Annotated in this window: 15 protein-coding genes; 4 read left to right on the top strand and 11 right to left on the bottom strand. The window is 66.1% G+C overall.

Translation table 11 applies throughout. The annotated features are described in order from the left end of the window. The first annotated feature begins 42 nt into the window (after positions 1-42). Entirely contained in the window at positions 43-1,149 is a 1,107-nt protein-coding gene (locus tag Q352_RS0118710) for a sigma-54 interaction domain-containing protein (RefSeq protein WP_276325003.1), read from the top strand. Here the strand turns inward: Q352_RS0118710 and Q352_RS22015 are convergent. The 7 genes from Q352_RS22015 to moeB all read right to left on the bottom strand — a co-directional run bounded on the left by Q352_RS22015 (position 1,108) and on the right by moeB (position 9,191). Continuing rightward, positions 1,108-2,328: an MFS transporter gene (locus tag Q352_RS22015; RefSeq protein WP_051529094.1), complete on the bottom strand. Its 1,221-nt coding sequence runs from the start codon at positions 2,326-2,328 to the stop codon at positions 1,108-1,110. The two genes, Q352_RS0118710 and Q352_RS22015, sit on opposite strands and share 42 nt — an antisense overlap. A gap of 124 nt (positions 2,329-2,452) precedes the next feature. After that, positions 2,453-3,685: an acyl-CoA dehydrogenase family protein gene (locus tag Q352_RS22010; RefSeq protein ID WP_051529093.1), complete on the bottom strand. Its 1,233-nt coding sequence runs from the start codon at positions 3,683-3,685 to the stop codon at positions 2,453-2,455. After that, on the bottom strand, positions 3,682-5,346 hold the full coding sequence (locus tag Q352_RS0118695) for a class I adenylate-forming enzyme family protein (RefSeq protein WP_211249657.1): 1,665 nt from the start codon (positions 5,344-5,346) through the stop codon (positions 3,682-3,684). Before Q352_RS0118695 ends, Q352_RS22010 begins: the two co-directional genes overlap by 4 nt. After that, positions 5,328-7,145, bottom strand: a complete 1,818-nt coding sequence (locus Q352_RS0118690; protein ID WP_036386987.1) for a CoA transferase — start codon at positions 7,143-7,145, stop codon at positions 5,328-5,330. The genes Q352_RS0118695 and Q352_RS0118690 overlap by 19 nt, the downstream gene beginning before the upstream one ends. A 5-nt stretch (positions 7,146-7,150) precedes the next feature. Then, positions 7,151-7,423 (bottom strand): MoaD/ThiS family protein, encoded by a 273-nt coding sequence (locus tag Q352_RS0118685; protein ID WP_028500618.1) that lies wholly within the window; start codon positions 7,421-7,423, stop codon positions 7,151-7,153. A 38-nt stretch (positions 7,424-7,461) separates the two neighbouring features. Next, the gene (locus tag Q352_RS22005) at positions 7,462-7,938 is read right to left on the bottom strand and encodes a M67 family metallopeptidase (RefSeq protein ID WP_211249656.1); all 477 of its coding nucleotides are present in this window, start codon (positions 7,936-7,938) and stop codon (positions 7,462-7,464) included. A gap of 89 nt (positions 7,939-8,027) precedes the next feature. Continuing rightward, positions 8,028-9,191, bottom strand: coding sequence for a molybdopterin-synthase adenylyltransferase MoeB (moeB, locus tag Q352_RS0118675; protein WP_028500617.1), 1,164 nt, complete (start codon positions 9,189-9,191; stop codon positions 8,028-8,030). A 334-nt stretch (positions 9,192-9,525) separates the two neighbouring features. Here moeB and Q352_RS0118670 point away from each other — a divergent pair, with 334 nt between their 5' ends. Together Q352_RS0118670 and Q352_RS0118665 are read left to right on the top strand one after the other, a co-directional pair. Continuing rightward, on the top strand, positions 9,526-10,473 hold the full coding sequence (locus Q352_RS0118670) for a helix-turn-helix transcriptional regulator (protein WP_028500616.1): 948 nt from the start codon (positions 9,526-9,528) through the stop codon (positions 10,471-10,473). Positions 10,474-10,712: 239 nt separating this feature from the next. After that, positions 10,713-13,043 carry a sensor histidine kinase gene (locus tag Q352_RS0118665; protein WP_028500615.1) on the top strand — a complete coding sequence of 777 codons (2,331 nt, stop codon included), beginning with the start codon at positions 10,713-10,715 and terminating at the stop codon, positions 13,041-13,043. 39 nt (positions 13,044-13,082) lie between these two features. On the opposite strand, the gene Q352_RS22000 is transcribed toward Q352_RS0118665, so the two are convergent. From Q352_RS22000 to Q352_RS0118645, 4 genes are all read right to left on the bottom strand, one after another. Further along, complete coding sequence (locus Q352_RS22000; RefSeq protein WP_036386986.1) at positions 13,083-14,006, bottom strand: LysR family transcriptional regulator; 924 nt, start codon at positions 14,004-14,006, stop codon at positions 13,083-13,085. A gap of 180 nt (positions 14,007-14,186) precedes the next feature. Next, positions 14,187-15,629: an arginine-ornithine antiporter gene (gene arcD / locus Q352_RS0118655; protein ID WP_028500614.1), complete on the bottom strand. Its 1,443-nt coding sequence runs from the start codon at positions 15,627-15,629 to the stop codon at positions 14,187-14,189. A gap of 77 nt (positions 15,630-15,706) precedes the next feature. Further along, positions 15,707-16,810: an alanine/ornithine racemase family PLP-dependent enzyme gene (locus tag Q352_RS0118650; RefSeq protein ID WP_028500613.1), complete on the bottom strand. Its 1,104-nt coding sequence runs from the start codon at positions 16,808-16,810 to the stop codon at positions 15,707-15,709. A gap of 222 nt (positions 16,811-17,032) precedes the next feature. Then, complete coding sequence (locus Q352_RS0118645) at positions 17,033-17,857, bottom strand: ChaN family lipoprotein (RefSeq protein ID WP_028500612.1); 825 nt, start codon at positions 17,855-17,857, stop codon at positions 17,033-17,035. Positions 17,858-18,092: 235 nt separating this feature from the next. Here Q352_RS0118645 and Q352_RS21995 point away from each other — a divergent pair, with 235 nt between their 5' ends. After that, complete coding sequence (locus Q352_RS21995; RefSeq protein WP_051529091.1) at positions 18,093-19,916, top strand: ABCB family ABC transporter ATP-binding protein/permease; 1,824 nt, start codon at positions 18,093-18,095, stop codon at positions 19,914-19,916. The last annotated feature ends 6 nt before the right edge of the window (positions 19,917-19,922 follow it).

The following is a 19,922-nucleotide window of genomic DNA, read 5'->3' as shown; positions in this document are numbered from 1 at the left end:
CCCTTATGCTGTGGTGTCGCCATGATCTCCAGAGAGCCTGCAGTGAACTTTGACCGCGTACGATCAGACAGCGACACCCGGCCGGCGCAGACCGACACCCTGATCACCCTGCCCGACTCGCCGGTACGGGCGACCTCGATCCGCGCCACCGCGCAGGTGTTCGAAGACCCGAAATCGGTCGCCCTGCTGTCGCGTCTGCGCCAGATCGCCCCGAGCGAAGCCAATGTGCTGCTCACCGGTGAAACCGGTACCGGCAAGGAGCTGATTGCCCGCCATGTCCATGCACTGAGCCGGCGCCGGCACGGGCCGTTCATTGCCGTCAATTGCGGCGCCTTCGCCGAGTCGCTGGTGGAAAGTGAGCTGTTCGGCCACGAAAAGGGCGCCTTTACCGGTGCTTTCTCCGCCCGGCCGGGCTGGTTCGAGGCTGCTGCCGGCGGCACGCTGTTCCTGGACGAGATCGGGGACCTGCCGCTGAAGCTGCAGGTCAAGCTGCTGCGGGTACTGCAGGAGCGCGAGGTGGTCAGGCTCGGATCGCGCAAACCGGTGCCGATCGACGTTCGCATCATCGCGGCCACCCATGTCCGGCTTGAAGAGGCCGTCGCCGCCGGCAAGTTCCGTGAGGATCTGTTCTACCGGCTGGGCGTGGTCGTGCTCGGACTGCCGGCACTGCGCGACCGGCCCGGCGACATCCTGCCGCTGGCACAGCACTTTCTCGCGGTTTACCGGCAGCGCCTGGGCCAGGGCAATGTGCCCCTGCATCCGGACGCCGAACGCAAGCTGCTGCGCCACCCGTGGCCGGGCAATATCCGCGAACTGGAAAACGCCATTCACCACGCACTGCTGGTCAGCGAAAGCCACCAGATCCGTGCGGAAGACCTGCAGCTGTCGTCACTGTCGCTGCCGGATGCCGCCACCGGCCCGGCCGACAGCGCGCCGCAGCCAGCAGAGGACACCTTGCGCCAGGTGTTGCTGACGCTGTTCGAGCGCCCGCCGCCGGACCTGTTCGACCGCATCGAGGACACCGTGCTCCGTACCGCCTACGAGCACTGCCGGCGCAATCAGGTTCACACGGCCCGTCTGCTCGGAATCAGCCGCAATGCGATCCGCTCACGATTGATCCGGATCGGCGTCATCGACGCCCGGCGCTAGCGCCGGCCGCCCTCTCGCCCGGACCAGCCACAGCGACAGCCCGGTCGCCAGCAGCAAAACCAGCAGCAGCCCCCAGCCGGCCTGGCCCGGATCGCCACGGTGGCGGATCAGCAGCCCGCTGCAGACCGGCCCCAGCGCCATGCCGGTGAAGAACGCGGCCGATACCCGGCCGGAAGCATGGGCCAGCGCACCAAAGCGCGAATCCCGTACCAGCATGCCCATGGCCAGCGCATTGGTGGCCACCGCGCTCAGCCCGACTCCGGCCACGGCCAGCCAGAGCAGGCCGGGGCTGCCGGCATCGGCCCGCAGGGACAGCGCAATCGACAGTGCCGAGACCAGCAGCAGTCCGGCCAGCAACAGCGCCTCCTCTGCCAGGCGGGCCCCCAGCGGCGTCAGCACCAGCCGCGACAGCATGCCCATGGCGCCGAACAGCGCCACCATGCCACCGGCACTGGTCGCCGACAGTCCCAGCCCGACGGCGTGCAGCGGCAGAAACAGGACAAAGGACGACAACACCATGCCGACGCAGCACTGGATGGCCATCAGCAGTACCAGCGGACGGTTCATGGCCGCAGGCGGCAGGGGACGGGCGATGGCGAGTGGCAGGGCCGGCAGTCGCCAGGCGCAGCACACCAGCCATGCGGCCAGGGCCGCCATCAGCAGAAAGGCGCCGCGCCAGCCGACCAGCCGCGCGCATCCCGGCAGGACCAGCCCGGCAAACAGCGCCGCCAGCTGCACACCGGACTGTTTCAGCCCGACCATGAAAGCCTGCTGCGACAGCCGGACCCGCTGCGCAATCAACTGGTTGGTCACCGGATTGGCCAGCGCCTGGGCCAGCCCGGCCAGGGCTGCCACCGGCAGCAGGCTGCAGAAGCCGGGCAGCACCGCCATCAGCGCAAACATCAGCGCCACCGAGGCAAACAGCAGGCACAGGGTCGAGCGCGGCCCCAGCCGGTCAAGCAGGACACCGGCCCGCAGGGACAGGACCGCCGCCACGGCAAAAGCGTTCAGGGTCAGATAGCCGAGTGTGGCCGGCGCAATGGCGAGATCATGGACCAGCAGCGGGCCCAGTGCGGCGACGGCATACAGCAGCAGCATCGGCAATGCCATGCCCAGTATCAGCAGTGATGGCAGCATCACGTCGCTGCTGGCAGGGGGGTCCGGCAGGAAGCGTGTCATGGGCAAAATTCCAGGCGATCAGAAAAACGCCGGACACGGCCAGCCATGGCCATGCCGTATCCGGCGGGCCCCACCCGTCGTGACCGGAAAGACGGAGGGAGGGAAAAAGCGGGCCGGCAGCGCATCAGCCACCGGCCGGCAGCGGGGTGAGGTCCGGACCGGTGCGGGAAAAATCCATCTGCCCGTCGTCGGCGAACGTCTCCAGCAGGCGTTTGCCGACAGCGCTGATCAGCGCTTCGTCCGCGCCATCCATGATGTGGGTGGCGCGTGCCGTGCGGTAAATGCCGGACAGCGGCGTCTGGTCGCTGACCCCTTCGGCGCCGTAGATCTGGATGGCGGCATCCGACACCAGACTCACCGCGCGCGACGCCGCCACCTTGGCCACATTGACGTCGATATCCGCCACCAGCCCCCGGTCCAGCCTGCCGGCCGCCAGTACCAGCAGGGCTCGGGCGCTGACGATGGCGCTGTAACATTCAAAGACCTTCAGCCGGGTCAGCTGCTTGTCGGCCAGCCGCACCAGCCGGCCGCGGGCCGAGGCGATGCGCCGGCACATCAGCCCGTAACAGCGTTCGGCCAGCCCCAGCCAGTGCCCGGCATGCAGTACGCGGCCGAGCAGCAGCCGCTCCCGTATCAGCACATGGCCACTGTGCGCCTGACCGAGCAGATGCGCGTCCGGTACCCGTACCGCTTCGAGCACCAGTTCGCATTGCCCCTGCAGGCGACCGAACACCGGCTGTTCGCGCTCGATGCGGTAACCGGCGCTGGTCGCCGGTACCAGCAGCAGCGACAGCGACTGCCCGACCGGCCCGCCGTCGCGGGTACGTGCCACGACCGTGACGAAGTCGGCATTGCCGCCGCGGCAGACGAACCATTTTCGCCCGTCGATACGCCACTGGTCCTGCTCCCGCCGGGCGCAGGTCCTGAGCGTGGCCGGTACCGAGCCGGCACTGTCCGGCTCGGACATTCCGTAGGCGCACACGACGCGGCCGGCCGCCAGCGGTTCGAGGACGCGCTGCCGCAGTTCGGCATGGCCATGGCGGTGCAGCATGTGTACATCCAGCGCGACATCGCTGCCGAATATCGCCGGTCCGTACTCGGAGGCGCCCTCCTGCTCGGCCACCAGCAGATAGTCGCGCAGCGACGCGACCCGCCCCCCCAGCTCGGCCGGATAGTACATGCCCCACAGCCCGGCGCGGCGGGCCCGCGCCGACAGTCCGGCCAGCAATGCCGCCGCCCGCGCACCGCCGCCGGCCAGCACCGGCTCGTGCGGGACGATATCGTGGCCGACAAAGTGGCGGACCCGCCCGGCCAGGACCCGTGCCGCGTACGTGCTGCCGCAAAAGGGTTCATTCATGCCGGTGCGCTCCCGGCCGTGCCGAGGAAGCGGATATCGGCGGCAAGCCGCTTCTTGTCCACCTTGCCCGCCGGTCCCAGCGGCAGCTGGCGGCAGAAGCACAGGTAGTCCGGCAGCCTGTCGGCAGCCAGCCCGTGCAGCCGGAAATGCCGGTTGACGTCTTCCAGCGACGGCCGTGACGCCCCGGGCTTCAGCGTCACGCAAAGGCAGAGCCGCTGGCCGAGATCGGCATCCGGAACCGGGATGCAGGCGGCGCCGACGATGTCGGGGTGTGCCGTCGCCTGACTCTCGATCTGCACCGGGCTGATATTGGTGCCACCACGGATAATGATGTCTTTCTTGCGACCGGACAGCACCAGGTAGCCCAGCGGGTCGATATGGCCGAGGTCGCCGGTGCGGACCCAGCCGTCCCGGCTGCGATAGCGGGCATCCAGTTCAGGCGCATTGACGTACTGCATCGGACTCAGCGGCCCGCGGGCCATGATCTCGCCAGGCTGCCCGGGCGCCTGCTGCCGGCCGTCCTCATCGACGATGCGGATGTCGCAGACCGACGGATTCGGCCTGCCGACGCTGTATTGCGCCACATCCGGCGGGTCGTCCGGCAGGCTGTGGCAGTTGACGCCATCGGCCGAGCCGTAAAGGCTGACGAAGCCGCAGCCGAACGCCTCCGTGCAGCGGCGGATGGTCGCCGGATCGATCATCGCACCGCCGCTGACGATGGCCCGCAACGACGAGGTATCGACCGCGGCCAGTGCCGGATCGGCCGCCATGCGCTGGAACATGGTCGGCACGCCGAGCAGGTGGGTCGGCCGCAACTCACCGATGGCGTCGATGGCAGCGGCCGTGTCGAAGCGCGGCAACACGGCAATGCCCCCCCCCAGCCACGACAGCACGCCGCAGCTTGCCGACGAACCGAAGGACGAGCCGAGCGGGACCAGATACAGCCCGCGGAAGCCCGGCCCGTCCGGATGCAGGCGCTGCAGGAAGCGGCCGCGCCCCCCGACCAGCGCATTGTGCGAATACGCAACCAGCTTGGGCTCCGACTCGGTACCGGATGACACCAGCAGCCGGACCGGCGCATCGGCATCGACCTCGACCAGTGCAGCGTCAGCCAGCGCCGGACCGCGCAGCAGGCTGTCCAGTGTCTGCCAGCCGGCACGCGGCGGGCCGTCGACAATGGGAAAGCGCAGCGACAGCAAGGTCGGCCGCAATGCCTCGACCAGCTGGCACATGTCGGTCTGCGCCTCGTGCGGCTCGACGATGAATGCCCGCGCGGCGCTGCGCCACAACAGCGATGCGATGTCCAGTTTCCCGCGCCCGGGCGGCAACGGCGCCACCACGGCCCCGAGCGCGGCGGCCGCCAGATCGATCGCGCAGCCCTGCCAGCCGTTGGGCAACTGATAGGCAATCACGTCCCCGGCCACGAGTCCCATGCACCGGAAGCTGCCCGCCAGCCGCCGCACGGCCTGGTCCAGCTGTGCATAGCTGACGACCTTCCCCGGCATGAGCACCGCCGGCGCCGTCGGCCGGCGCTGCACCTGATCGGCGAACAGCCGGTACACCGGACGGTCCGGATAAATGCCCTCGTCCTTCCACTGCTGGCGCAGACTGGCGGGGACCAGGTCGATCAGGCCGGCGCTGTTCATGCGGGGAAGTGCCACGGCGAGTTGACCTGCGCATACCCGCCATCGCCCAGCAACGGCCCGGCGTGCGGGTGCCGGGGCAGCCGGGCAAGGTCCTCGACCACGCGAGCAGCCGGGATGCCGGCGCCGGCCAGCAGCGGCAGCCAGTCGCTGGTGCCCTTCTCCCGCAAACGGCAGGCAAGTACGGCCAGGCCATCGGCCGGTGTGCCCCCCAGCAGATCGGCCAGCCGCGCCAGCGCCCCCTCATCGCGGCAGTCCAGCGCCAGCATGCCGTCGGCGGTGGGAAAGGCACCGCTGCAACCGGGATCGGCCGGGCTGGCACACAGCAGGCTGGCAGCACCGGCCAGCGAGGTCCGTACCAGCGCCCCGCTGTGACGGGCTCGCCGGGCGAACAGCGCCGCCGTAATGCCCTGGGCCGCCACGGCACCGCCCAGCACGTCCAGTGCGGCAAACAGCGTGCCGCCGCGCGTCCCCGACGCCGAGGCGATCGCGTCAGCCACGCCGGTATGCGCCTGGGCCATGAAATCGGTACCTGGCAATCCGGGGTCGGCATCGTCATCCCAGCCCGCCGCCCGGGCATATACCAGCGTCGGTTTCAGCGCGAGCAGGTCGTCGCGATCCAGCCCGAACGCTGCGGCCTTGCCCGGCGCCCAGTTGTGCAGGAACACATCGGCCCCGGCAACCCGTGCCTTCAGCTCGCGGCGCCCCGCTTCCGACTTCAGGTCAATCTCGATCACGGTTTTAAGCCGGTTCAGCGCATCGAAGCGCGCCGAGCAGCCGCCGGCCAGCGGCGGCATGCCGCGCAGCGCATCGCCGCCGGGCGGTTCGATGCGGATCACCCGCGCACCGAGCATCGCCAGCAGATGACCGGCCAGCGGCCCCTGGATGCGCCGGCACGACTCCAGCACCACCAGCCCCTCCAGCGGCAGCGCGGCGGGGGCGCGGCCCGGATCCGGCGGCAGGGGCGCCGCCGGCGGGAAGGCGAACGCCCATGGCCCCCGCCGCCTCAGTTCGATCTCGGCGGCGTCGCCGGCCCGCATGGCCAGCGTGCGCAGCGGACTGAGGGCGATGCCGGCCGCCCGCGCCAGTTCGCACAGGCTGGCGAAAGGCAGCGCCGCGGCAGCAGCCGGCAGCGGCGCCGGCTGCTGCGCCATGGCCCGGGCATAGCGCCACTGGAATGTCTGCCAGCCCTGCCCGGCCACGTCGGCGGCCACGCCAGCCGACCGCCAGAATCGCAGCCATGGGCCGGCCTCCAGCGCCTCCAGTTCGAAACGCATGCCGTCGGCGGACACGAACGGCGGATGGGCCGCCGCCTCGCCCGGTACGGCCGGGGCCAGCCCGTCCTGATCCGGAGCCGTGGCATCGGCCAGGTACTGGCCGACCGCCAGCAGCGCAGCCCCGAGCAGCGACCCGTCGCAGCGGGGAAAACGGCCGCCGCGCCACTGGCCCACGGCGCAGGCGAGCGCACCGTTCAGCGCCAGCACGCTGGCCAGCGTCGACACGTAATCGACACCGAGCAGGCGCGGGGCGCCGCCAGCGCGGCCATGCACCGACATCAGCCCGGACGCCGCCTGCAGCAGGGCCTCGCCGGCCGCATGTCCATGCCCGCCGCCCTGACTCAGCCAGTCGCAGCAAACCGGTGCCGTGAACGGCGTGTGCAGCGTAAAGCCGAGGCCGCCAGCCAGCCTGACGCCATCGTCGACGCGGCGCAGCCCCAGACGTCGCGCCTGGTAGTCGAGCCGGCCGGCAAAGGCCGCCAGTGCAGGTGGCGGAGTGCACAGGGCAAGCGTGCATCCGTTCAGCAGACGAGCGACCATTCCCGTCACCCCCCGGCCACGGCAGGCAGGATGGTCACGTGGTCGCCGGCCTGCAGCGGGGTCGCCAGCCCGGCGGCGAAACGGATATCGTCGTCGTTGACATACAGATTGATGAAACCGTGCACCGCGCCGCCGGCCATCAGCCCCGGCCCGATACCCGGATAGCAGGCATCGAGATTCTCGATCAGTTCACCCACGGTGTATCCGTGAGCGACGATCTGTCCGCGATCGCGGGTCAGCGGGCGCAGCAGCGCGGGAATGCTGACAGTGATGTCCATGTCGTTCTCCTGGAAAGTGAAGGTGGCCGGATCGCCGTTCAGGCAGCGGTGGCCGGTCTGGTATCGCCGGTGTCGAGGCCATGGTTGAACCGGACATCGCGATAGGCGGATACCGCAGCGATCCGCTCCTCGACCACGTGACCGTTGCCGATGCGAAAACTGCGCAGCCCGGGTGGATACCCGGCATCGGTGGACACGATCAGGTAATGCAGGGCCGGATCGGTCGCGTAGTCGATATCGCTGCGGCTCGGGTAGGCATGGCTGCCGGTATGCGAGTGGTAGATCGCCACGGTTTCCTGTCCCAGCCGCGCCATGTCGCGCGCCAGCCGCAACTGCTGGTGCGAATCGAAGCGGAAAAAGCACTCCGACCGCGCGGCGTTGTCCATCGCAATGCATCGGGTCGGCACGCCGGTACCGGCCGGACCGGCCAGCACGCCGCAGCTTTCAAGGGGATGGTCGGCCAGTGCCTGGCGGACAATGGCGTCAGCCAGTCGCTGATGGATGATCAACATCATGTTTCCTCCCTGTTGCCGATGGCCACGGGCCATCCGGTCGCGCGGTCGTCCCGCCCTCAGGGCGGAATCGGATGCGCAGTGCATTCCGTTCAGTAGCAAGGCAGTCCGGGCTCGACGTCCCGGATCCAGGCGATGATGCCGCCGTCGAGGTGTTTCACATTGCGAAAGCCGTGCCCCTGCATGTCGCGCAGCACCTGGCGCGAACGCAGACCATGCTTGCAGTGCAGAACGATGGCGGCGGACTTGTCCAGCGTCTCCAGCACGTCCTGGCGGATCAGCTCGTCTCGCGGGATATGGCGCGCGCCGTCGATGCGGACAATGTCCCACTCGAACCGCTCCCGGATATCGATCAGCACAACCGGCTCGTGGCGGGCCAGCAGTTGCTGCAATTCCTGCGCGCGGAGCGACGGCACCGGCGCATCGCCTTCGCCAGCCGCGCCGCGCCCGGCCGGATACTCGCCCAGGCCGGTCACGGCCTCGCGCTGCGGGGCGCGCCTCAGCGGCAGGCAGCGCAGGCTCATGTCCAGAGCGTCATAGATCAGCAGGCGCCCCAGCAGGCTGGTGCCGATGCCGGTAATCAGCTTGATCGCCTCCGTGGCCATCAGGGTGCCGATCGTTCCGCACAGCACCCCGAGCACCCCCCCTTCCGCGCAGGATGGCGTACGGGCCGGCAATGGCGGCGACGGATAGAGGTCGCGGTAGTTCGGTCCGGCACCGCCGGGCGCCTGTTCCCAGAACACCGACACCTGTCCTTCGAAGCGGAAAATGGCCCCCCACACATAGGGCTTGCCGGCCAGCACGCAGCTGTCGTTGACCAGATAGCGGGAGGCGAAGTTGTCGCTGCAGTCCACCACCAGGTCATAGTCGGCGAGCAGGGCCCGCGCGTTGCCGGCATCGAACCGTTCGCGATGCGATCGCACATGAATCCATGGATTGCGTTCCCGCAGCGCCCGGACGGCACTCCCGGTTTTCGGCTGGCCGATATCGGCGACCCCGTGCAGTATCTGGCGCTGCAGATTCGACGCTTCGACCACGTCGAAATCGATCACCCCCAGCGTGCCGACGCCGGCGGCCCCCAGATAGAGCAGGACCGGGGAACCGAGTCCGCCGGCGCCGATCACCAGCACCCGGCTGTGCTTCAGCCGTCGCTGCCCGTCCGGCCCGAACCCCGGCATCAGCAGGTGACGGCTGTAGCTGGTGAGTTCGGCACTGGACAGCGTGGCGTCCGGTGCAACCAGTGGCGGCAGTATCATCGTGCCCGTCTCCAGTTCCGATTGATCAATGAGAATTATTTTCATCCGCAGCCAGAGGGATGTGAATATCGATTTCAGCGCGACATCTATCGCTTTCGTTCGCGCCGGAATGCGGCAATCCCGTACCGGCGCCGCAATAAGCGCCTATGGTGGTACCTGCCCTTTCCCTTCGCATGCAGCAAGCGACGCCGCACCGTGTGCCAGCACTTGCGGCGTTATCCAGCAGACACACAGGATAGTACGCACTAAAGATAATGATTATTGATATCGTTTGTGTGCGTATTGAAATATCTCATATGCGAACAGCCCGGACACAGGCGGGCAGGGAGACAACATGTCATACCGGATCATGGCGAACGAAGCGCATGGCAGCGAGCGACAGCAGCAAGGCTGGGTCAGGCTCCGCCTGCCGGAAGAACTGGGCGAGTGCCACACCGACTGCCTCGGCATCGCGCCGGATTTCAGCCTGCTGCGCACCCATTACCGGCCGCAGCGGGATCTGGTGGAAGAGAGCCGCAAGCAACTGGAACGCCCGGTGCTGGCCATCACGCTGGGCCTGACCGGCGAGTCACAATTCCGCGGACATTGCGGCACCGAATTGTCGTTCCGCAGCGGTCACACCACGGTCTCGAGTTTTCTCAGCAGCCATGGCGAGCGCCATTACCGCCACGACCACAGTGTCCGGCAGATACGGCTGCTGGTCGGCGAACGCATGCTGCGACACTACCTGCCCGACGATCATGGCTGCCGGAAGCTGCTGGACAGCCGCAGCGGCGTGCGGCAACTCGCGTACCGGCCCACCTCGCCGGCCTGCCTCGCCCACGCCAATGCCCTGCTGTGGCAGGCATCCGAACCAGCGCCGGACATTCTGCAGACCCATATCCACGTGCTCAGCCTGCTGGCGGAACAACTGCGCCATCTGGATCTGTCACAGGACAGGCACACCCCGCGTCTCCGCCAGCGCGATGCCGACAAGCTGGACGAAGCCCGGCGCCTGCTGGAAATGCACAACGGCCACTACATGGGCATCAGCGACCTCGCCGCAGCGGTCGGCCTCAGCGAGAGCAAGCTGCGCTCCGGCTTCCGCCACCGCTTCCGGCAAAGTCCGCTGCGACTGCAACTGGAACTGCGGATGCGGAAAGCCTGGGCGCTGCTGGAGACCGGGCGCCAGGTGGCCGAAGTCGCCTACGAGGTCGGCTATGAGCATCCGAGCAATTTCAGCGCTGCTTTCGCGCGTTTCTATGGCAGGGCGCCAAAGTCGGTGTTCGGTCCCAAGCGCTGATGCGGCCCGGTCCGGCCGGAGCGGGTACGCCGCAGGCATGCTGAAACCCGGCTGTTTCATGCTATGATTTTTGCCATTCGGCTGTTTCCTGCTGGAAATGCCTTCATTGCCCTCCCCGGCCCCGGTGACGATCGTCCGTCTGCCATCGCCGCCCCAGCCCCTGTCCTCGCATGCCTACCCTCCGCCCAGGTCCGCCACCGTTGTCCACGACAAGGCCAGCGTCATACACCGGCGGATGGATGCTGCTGCTGTGCCTGCTGTTCTGGCTGCCGTTTGCGCAGGCGGGCGAGCTGCGACTGGGACAGCGCAGCGACTGGCCGCTCAGCCTGACCCCGTATCTGGACGTGCTGAAAGATCCCGATGCGCAGCTGGATCTGGCCGGGGTTCGTTCCCGCGCCAGTGACTTCGTCCCGGCCACGACCGATCTGCTGCGCCCCGGGTTCACCCGCTCGGCCTGGTGGCTGCGGCTGAGCGTGGTCAATGACCGTCCGCTCCCGCAGTCCCTGCGGCTGATGTTCCTGTCGCCGCGCCTCGCCGACGTCACCTTCCATGTCGAGCAGGACGGGCACTGGTCGCAAACCCGGGCCGGCCTCGCCGTGCCCAACAGCGAGCAGCACTGGTCATATGCGCCGGAACGCATGCCCGGCCTCAGCCTGGAACTGGCCGCCCACCAGCGCGCGCAGATCTGGATTCGCGTCAAGAGCCCGACCTCGATCGGCATGGATGCCGTCCTGACCACACCCGGGACGCTGCATGCCAGCGGCAGCCTGGAAGCGCTGCTGGACGGGATCAACCTGGGTGGCCTGGTCGTCCTGTGCATCTACTCGCTGTTCCTGTGCCTGTTCTCGCGCGACTGGCTGTTCGGCCTGCAGGGCGTGACCTGCGCCGTCTTCCTGCTGTACGAAGCATCGTACCGCGGCTATGCGAAACAGTATCTGTGGCCGGAAGTGACCGCGTGGGGATATCAGGCCAATGCCTGCCTCGGTGCGCTGACCGCAACCTTCATCATCGCCTACCTGTACTTCCTGTGCCGGCGGGAGAAAATCTCGCTGCCCTGGGCCAGTGTCTTTATCGGCACTGCCATGCTGTTTGTCGGCATTGCGCTGATGTCGCTGTTCGGCGATTACTATCTGATCGCGAAAATCAGCATCTACACGCCACTGGTCACCAGCATGCTGCTGGTGGCCGTCGGCCTGCTGTTCATCAAGCGCATGCCGGGCACGGCCTGGCTGGTGATTTCCTTTTTCATGGTGTCCGTCGTCGGCATCCTGATCCGCGCGCTGGAGCTCGGCGGCAGTACCCGCCGCTGGCTGCCGGACATCAACTACACACCGCTGGTCGCCATCGTGATCATGGCCTTCATGCTGGCGATTCTGGCCGCCTGGGTGAACCGGATGCGCGCCGAGCGTGCCGAAGCCCAGGCGCTGCTGCTGTCATGGCATATCCAGGAAAAGGACCGGCTGCAGAAGGAAGTGGACCGGCAGACCTCGGCGCTGAACCAGGCCCTGGCCGAAGCGCGGACCGCCCATGACGACCAGACCCGCATCCTGGCCTATATCAGCCACGATCTGCGCGCCCCGCTGGTCACCATCAGCGGCTATGCACGCCTGCTGCAGGACGGCTCGCCTCCGGAGCTGGCCGCGCACGCCCGGACCATTGCCCACAGCGCGTCCTACCAGCTGGGCCTGATCGACGAACTGCTCGAGTACGCAAAGGGAGAGCTGCATCCGCTCAGCATCGACGCGGCACCGCTTCGCCTGCCGGACCTGATCAACCACATTTCGCAGTACGCGCACATTCTGGCCGCGCAGCAGCACAACACCTTCATCCTCGACTATGCCGACGATATCCCGGACACGCTGATGCTCGACGGCTACCGGCTGCAGCAAGTGCTGCTGAACCTGCTGTCGAACGCGGCCAAGTTCACCCACGACGGCGAAATCCGCTTGCGGGTCGGTATCGAATACGACAACGGCGAACCGCATCTGGGCATCTCGGTCAGCGATACCGGAGTCGGCATCCCGTCGGAGAAGCAGGCCCATATCTTCGAGGCCTTCGCCCAGTTGCAGCGCAACCATGGCGGCGCCGGCCTCGGCCTGTTCATCTCCAGGCGCATCATCCAGTACATGGGCGGCACGCTGGCCCTGCACAGCACCCCGGACCAGGGCAGCCAGTTCCATTTCGCCATCCCGTGCCGTGCCGCCGACAGCAGCGCCCGCACCATGCAGATCGACCTGCCGCCCCCGCCGGCCATGCCGGCGGTCCCCCCCCCCGCCCTCGCATGTCCTGCCGCCCGAGCCGCGGCTGCGCGAACTGGCGCAGATGGCCGAAGCCGGCCTGATCACCGATATCGAGGACTGGATCGTGCTGATGACCTGCAGCTGTCCGGAAGCGCGCTCCTTTGTCGAAGCGGTTCGCGCCGCACTGGACGCGCTGGATTTTGCGGCAGTCCAGGCACTGGCCGCAGCCACACCGGCGGCCGGAAACGGGCAAAAAGATGCCCGCACGGGGCGGGCATGAATCCAGAAGAGGCAACGCAAGGCATGGGGAACAGCGTGTTCCTGCTTTGAGTGCGAAGCCACTTTAACACATACATTCTTGTATGTATATTAATTTGCAGCGTCGTCGGCCGCCTGCGGGTGCGAAAAGTGGCTGGCCAGGATCGCCTCGGACAGACGGTCCGCCGCCTGCGAGCGGATACCATAGCGCGGCCGGGTCAGGGCAAAGGCCGGCGAGTACTCGAGCGCCGGCGCCGGCAGTTGCCGCAGGCGCCCCTGGTCGACCCAGACCTTCGCGCAGTGGTTCGGCAGATAGCCGATGAATTCACCGGACAGCAGCAGGAACACCGTGCCTTCCATATGGGCGGACACCGCGCGGGTATTGAAGCCGGCTTCGAGCGGGGTGATGAAGTGCGACTGGCCGCGTCCGGCCACGGCGAACGCCTGCACATCACCCTTGTCCAGCACCTCCTTGCCCAGCGCAAATACCGGATGTTCCGGCGACGCGTACAGGCACTGCCGCTCGACGAACAGCCGGTCGTAGGACAGGCCCGGCATGTCCTTCTCGGACGAGGTGATGCCGAGGTCGAGCCGGCCCTGCAGCAGCAGGGACTCGATATCCATCGAGTCGATGACCGTGACCGAGACATTGACCTGCGGAAAATCATGGCAGAACTGACGCAGGCTCTCGGCCAGCCGGCACTCCGGGTTGGTCGCCAGCGTGTCGATGATGCCGATGCGGACATGGCCGAACAGCACGTGGCGGATCTGCCCGACCCGGTCCTCGTACTGGTCGATCAGTCCGAGCAGGATCCGGGTTTCCTCGTAGATGCGCTCGCCTTCGGCCGTCAGCCTGAACCCGCTGCGGCCACGCTCGCACAGGCGCAGCCCCATCCGGGTTTCAAGGTCGTGCATCTTGTTGCTGATCGCCGACTGGCTCAGCCCGAGGTGCGCCTGCGCGGCAGAGAAACCGCCGCAATCGGCAATGGTCATGAACACCCGCAGCAGGCGGATGTCGAAATTGTCCAGTCGCATGGGATCCGTCCACAGACGTCGTGATGGGCCGGCATTTTACGCTGCCGGCGCACGCTGGACGCATGACCGTGCGCAATATGCAGGCGGCGCACTGCCCACCCGGTCGCGGCCAGCCAGGCCGGAAAACAAAAAACGCCCCGCGCGGGCGGGGCGAAACTGGCCGGAGAGCCAAATAAATCGTTACAGGGTCAGCGCACCGGTTGCAAGCTCGTAAGCGGCGTAGATACCGAGGAGAACCACGACCACGGCGATAACCACTTCAGCCGGCATGAACGGTTTCTGGTTCTGTTCCTTGCGTGCCTTCAGGTAGAACACCACACCGACGGCGTACAGGATCATCGACAGGAACAGGTACTTCGGACCGGCAGCGTACAGCAGCCACATGCCGTAGACCGATGCCACCAGGCTGACCAGCAGATCCTTGGTGCGGGTACCGGATTCAGCCTCGCTGTAGCCGTCCTTGCGGACTGCAATGATCAGTGCATACAGCGCGCACAGCAGATACGGGATCAGGATCATCGAGGTTGCGAGCAGCAACAGGGTCAGGTAACCGGCCGAGTTGAACAGGGTGATGATCAGGAACAGTTGCACCAGACCATTGGTCAGCCACAGTGCATTGACCGGGGCACCATTCTTGTTCACCACGCCGAAGAACTTCGGCATCGTGCCATCCTTGCCTGCCAGGTACGGCACTTCGGCAGCCAGCAGGGTCCAGGCCAGCAGCGCGCCACCCACCGAGATCACCAGGCCGATATTCATCAGCGTGGCACCCCAGTCACCGACAGCGGCCTTCAGCACACCAGCGGTCGACGGGTTTTTCAGTGCGGCGAGTTCCGGCTGGGTCAGGATGCCCATCGACAGCAGGGTCACGGCCACGAACATCACGATGGACAGGGCGAAACCGATCATGGTGGCCTTGCCGACGTCACGCATGTTTTCGGCACGGCTGGAGAACACCGAAGCGCCCTCGATACCGATGAACACCCAGGTCGTCACCAGCATGGTGCTCTTGACCTGATCCATGATGCTGCCCAGTGCGGCGGTACCCCAGAAGTCGAGACGGAAGGTGTCGACCTTGAATGCCACGATCACCAGCACCAGGAACAGGGCCAGCGGAACCAGCTTGGCCACCGTGGTCAGGATGTTGATGAAGGCTGCGCTCTGAATGCCGCGGCAGATCATGAAGTGCAGCATCCACAACAGCACGGACGAGCAGACGATGGCCGGCAGGGTATTGCCTTCGCCGAAGAACCCCAGCGCACTGAACGAACCCAGTGCGGAGAAGATCACCACGAAGTAGGACACGTTGCCGATCCACGCCGAGATCCAGTAGCCCCATGCCGAGTTGAAGCCCATATAGGGCCCGAACCCTGCCCGGGCGTAACCGTACACGCCGCCTTCGATTTCAGGCTTGCGGTTGGCCAGGGTCTGGAAGACGAAGGCCAGCGTCAGCATGCCGAAGAAAGTGATTACCCAACCGATGATGATCGCACCGGCACCCGCGCTTGCCGCCATATTCTGGGGCAAAGAGAAAATGCCTGCCGCGATCAGCGCGCTGACAACCAGCGCGGTGAGTGCGCCCAATTTCAGTTTCGGCGCTGCAACTTGAGTACCGTCAGACATGTTGGCTCCCAAAAGTTAACAAATTAATAGATTCTGATTTTTTACCGCAAAATTTTTTCATGGCCCCCGGCCACCGATCAGGCCGCCTCCGCCAGCCGCTCTGCTTTTTTCGCATTACGGTAGGTTTTCCGGACATAGTCGGAAGTCATTGCCTGCAAGACCCCACCGTAGCTCAGTGAAAAATACACCGCATCGCCGACCTGGTAATTCATTTTCGAGTCGGTGACATCCAGAATCAGGTGATCGCTGCTGCCGCCGATAATACGAATGGCCGGATCGGACGGAATCAACTGTTCAAAATCAATATCCTGCTTGCCCAGGGCGCAAATGGCACGCTGGCGATTGCCGAAATCCTCGAATTCAGGCTTGTTGCCGAATGCATCCAGTGCGGTGGAATTGATCGGGACCGACGGTTTTTCCTTCAGCTCGATAATTTCCACGCCCAGTTCGAATGCATCCTGGGTGGTGCCGGGAATCGGGTCGTCATTCAGGCCGATGCCCATCAGCAGCGAAGCGCCAAGGCGAAGCTGGGTCACGCCGGCCGGCATCCCGCCACGCAGCAGCAAGGGCAGACCGGCCGAGCTGGCACCGGACACGGTGTGCAGCCTGACGCCGAGTTCGCGTTCGATGCGCCGACCGATATCGACCAGTGTCTGCTGGTTTTCCGTGGTCGGCTCGACCCCGCCGTAGCAGGCCAGGTTGGCGCCGACGCCTTCCAGTTCGAGGTTCGGCAGATCCAGCACCAGCTTTGCCAGCGCCACGGTGTCTTCAGCCCGGAAGCAGCCTTCACGCAGGTCGCCAAGGTCGTGCATGACGATGACCTTGTGGGTCCGGTTCAGGGCGGCGGCGGCGGCGGACAGGGCCCGCACCGTGCGCGGTTCCGAGTTCAGCGAAATATCGGCATACGTAACCACGTCGACGGCGCGACTGACTTGCGGAATGCGCAGCAGCATTTTCTCGACCGGCATGCCGGCCATGTTTTCCAGATTGCCAATACGGGAATCCCCGACAGTCTTGATGCCACCATCAATAAAGGCTTGCGCCACTTCGCAGGCGCCACGCGCCAGCTTGGTAATGCCAACCGGGGTGATTCCGTGGTCACGGCACAACGAGACCATCGCCTGGGCATTGTTTCTAATCACTGCCAGATCGACAAAAAGACATGGAAAAGTCTGAGACATGATATTCCTCACCAAACCGTTGCGAATAAGGGAAGAGCGGGTACCCGAACTCGTATCCGGATTGAACATCAGGCGATATTCAATCTGGATGCGAGCCTTGTTGTTTCTTTTGGCTTGAGCGTAATTTACTGCGGCCACTCTCCGGCTTAAATACCGAAGGTGACTTACTTTACATTTGCAAAACCAAATGTATCGCCAGAACGGCGCAGAACGGGGGCAGGGTCAGCGCGGGGCGGCGAGCGCCGCGCACGGGTCCGGACGCGAGACGGGGGCAAGGCGCAGCAGGTGATCGAACGCCGACTCTGGCGGGTCCTGCTCGACAAAGCCGATCACCAGCGGCGGGCGGTCGCCGGACAACCAGCGCGGCACGCCGAGGTCGCGCCGCACATGGCCGTTGCCGGCCAGCAGCACCACGCCGCGCCCGGACTGGCCGTCCAGCACATCGGCCATGAACACGTCACGGGCGACCTGGGCATTGACCATGCCGGGCACGGCGCTGTCCGGCAGCAGGCGGCAATGGCCGTCACGCACGGCTTCGCCCTGCCCTGCCGCCAGATCAGCCGGCAGCGCTTGCGTCAGCCGGTGACGGGCGATGCTGGCTGCATCCAGCGCGGCCGGGAAGCCGGCGCGCGCCACCCTGGCGGCATCGGCGCGGGACACGTTCGCCGCCAGCAGCGGCAACTGGTAGCGCTGCGCCAGTGCGACCACCGGGCGGTAGTAGCGCCAGTCCCAGCCGCCGTTGTCGGTCCGCGCAGCAGCGATCACGCAGTCGGCGTCCTGTCCGCAACGCTGCTGCGCCATGGTCAGGGCCGGCTGGCTTTCGCGGTCAAACTGCTCCATGGCGATGGCCGGCCGCCAGCCGGCCTCCACCGCGGCCGTCAGCAGCGCAAGGCGCTCGCGATGGCCATCGGTGTTGTCGTGCACCTCGCCCATCAGCACCACGGCCGTTCCCTGCAACGCTTCAGCCAGTGCAGGGGCTGCCTGCGCGCCGGCAGCAAGGACGGACAGGAAAACGGCGGGCAGCAATCGGCACGGGCGCAGGGACATGGCAAATCCGGAGCGGGACGGGTGAAGCCGCGAGTGTAGCCCGGATTGCGCGCGCGCTCCCTCCCGAACGGCAATGCCGATACACTAGTTGTTCCTTACTTGTTCTTTTCGTTCTTTTTGGGCCAGGTCCACCAGACAACGAAAAGACCGATGGCCAGGGCCAGCCCGGCCTCGAGGAGAAGGATCCACATCCGGCACGCTCCTTGCGACTCACCAGGAATCAGCTTAGACCACCATGCGCATCAGTCACTCGGGCCCGGCCCCGGAAAACCGCAACGATCTCAAGACCCTGGGCACACTGCTGCCCTATCTGCTCGAATTCAAGGGCCGTGTCATTGTGGCCATGGCCTGTCTGGTCATTGCCAAGCTGGCAAACGTCAGCGTGCCGCTGCTGCTGAAGGATGTGGTCGACACGCTCGGCCCGCAGCATGCCGTGCTGACGCTGCCGCTCGGCCTGGTGGTCGCCTATGGCCTGGCGCGGCTGGCGACCGGCGTGTTCGGTGAACTGCGCGACGCGGTATTCGCCAAGGTGACGCAGCGGGCGATCCGCCGCATCGCGCTGCAGGTGTTCGCGCATCTGCAGCGGCTGTCGCTGCGCTTCCACCTCGAGCGCCAGACCGGCGGCATGAGCCGCGATATCGAACGCGGCACCCGGGGTATCGGCTTCCTGCTGAATTTCATGCTGTTCAACATCCTGCCGACACTGCTGGAAATCGCGCTGGTCGCCTTCATCCTGCTCGGCAGGTATCACTGGAGCTTTGCCGCCGTCACCTTCGGTACCATCGCCATCTACATTCTGTTCACGCTTGCGGTGACCGAGTGGCGCATGGTCTATCGCCGCAGCATGAACGACCTCGACAGCCAGGCGAACAGCAAGGCGATCGACGCGCTGCTGAACTTCGAGACGGTCAAGTATTTCGGCAACGAGAAATACGAGGTCGCCCGCTATGACCGCAATCTCGCCTCATGGGAAGAAAGCGCAATCAAGAACCAGACCTCGCTGAACCTGCTGAACGCCGGCCAGGGCGCGATCATCGCCATCGGCGTCGCGCTGCTGATGGGCATGGCGGCCAATGGCGTGGTTACCGGGCAGATGAGCATCGGCGACCTGGTGCTGGTCAACGCCTATCTGATCCAGCTGTATGCACCACTGAATTTTCTCGGTTTTGTCTACCGCGAGATCAAGCACTCGCTGGCCGACATGGAGAAGATGTTCACGCTGATGGAAGTCGGTGAGGAAATCGCCGACAAGCCCGACGCGCAGACACTGTCTACCCGCTCCGCCGCCATCCGCTTCGACCAGGTCGATTTCCACTACGACCCGAAGCGGCAGATCCTGCACGATGTCAGCTTCGACATTCCGGCCGGTCATACCGTCGCGGTGGTCGGCAGCTCCGGCGCCGGCAAATCGACGCTGTCGCGGCTGCTGTTCCGCTTCTATGACGTCACCGGCGGCGCGATCCGCATCAACGGCCGCGATATCCGCGACTACACCCAGGCCAGCCTGCGCGCGCAGATCGGCATCGTGCCGCAGGACACAGTGCTGTTCAACGACACCATTTACTACAACATCGCCTACGGTCGGCCCGAGGCCAGCGAAGCCGAGGTGATCGAGGCCGCGCGTGCAGCGCGCATCCACGAGTTTGTCAGCCAGTTGCCGGACGGTTATCGCACCCAGGTCGGCGAACGCGGGCTCAAGCTGTCCGGCGGCGAGAAACAGCGCGTCGCCATTGCCCGCACCCTGCTGAAAAATCCGCCGATCCTGGTATTCGATGAAGCGACCAGCGCGCTGGACTCGGAAACGGAAAAGGCCATCCAGGCCGAACTGGCCGCCATTGCCGCCAACCGCACCACGCTGATCATTGCCCACCGGCTATCGACCATCATCGATGCCGACCAGATCGTGGTCATGGAACAGGGCCGCATCGTCGAGCGCGGCGCCTTCCGCGAACTGGTCGAACGCGACGGGCGTTTTGCCGAGATGTGGCGCCTGCAACTGCAGGAAGAGGAAGCCGCTGCGGCCGGCCAGCCCGCCAGTCAGGCGGTCGGACCGGCCTGATTCCGC

Source organism: Microvirgula aerodenitrificans DSM 15089 (genome assembly GCF_000620105.1).
GTDB lineage: Bacteria > Pseudomonadota > Gammaproteobacteria > Burkholderiales > Aquaspirillaceae > Microvirgula > Microvirgula aerodenitrificans.
The sequence above is the reverse complement of the archived record's forward strand: the minus strand, read 5'-3'. Positions and strand labels throughout refer to the sequence as shown.